The 741-nt window shown below is 43.6% G+C and carries 2 pseudogenes; both read left to right on the top strand.

The features are described 5' to 3' along the window. Window positions 1-405: pseudogene (locus tag ACS8FD_RS20090) on the top strand (phosphomannomutase); the annotation flags it as partial. 148 nt (window positions 406-553) lie between these two features. Further along, window positions 554-741, top strand: a pseudogene (locus ACS8FD_RS20085) (acetylglutamate kinase); the annotation flags it as partial.

The following is a 741-nucleotide window of genomic DNA, read 5'->3' as shown; positions in this document are numbered from 1 at the left end:
ACCGCTGACAACTACCTGCCCTTGCCTAAGAGTGCTACTACTACCTGTTCAATTGTGCATCATTTGGCAGTCCTTTGTCATTATTTACAGCATTTGGTTGAGGATACTCATGACGTCGCGTTGCCACCTTGTCATTGTTTTGATAGCGTGCAACACATAACGCCAGCCCAGGCTGAGCAGCTGTTGCCAAAGGGTACGCTTTTGTCTCGTATCGACGGCGTACGTCTAGATTTTGCGCATGGTTTTGGCGTATTGCGTCAATCAAACACTAGTCATAGTCTTACGGTACGTTTTGCAGGAGATGATTTGGCTGCTATGACAGAGGTGCAAACGCGTTTTATCGCCTTATGTCAAGCTTTTGATACGCAGTTGGCTGAGCAAATTGCGGCTATCTCTGCTGAGTAAAACTCAATAGACATAAGTGCTTTATTTTTAATAATAACGTTACTTGAGAAATAGCGTTTAATACAATACTTTTGCCACTACTGGCACAATAATAAGCTAAAAGTGCATAAACAACTTGCACTTTATTACCGTATTTTAGGAGGGCCTGATGTCGCTTAATTTAGATGATGCCAAAAACACTGCTGAGGTGCTGACCACGGCACTACCTTATATTCAACGCTTTGTCGGTAAGCTTATCGTGGTCAAATACGGTGGTAATGCGATGACTGACCCTGCACTTGAAAGCTCATTTGCACGCGACATTGTCCTTTTAAAAACGGTCGGCCTACATCCAGT

This window comes from Psychrobacter sp. 1U2, from assembly GCF_051847575.1.
This window is presented reverse-complemented; position numbering and strand designations above follow the sequence as displayed.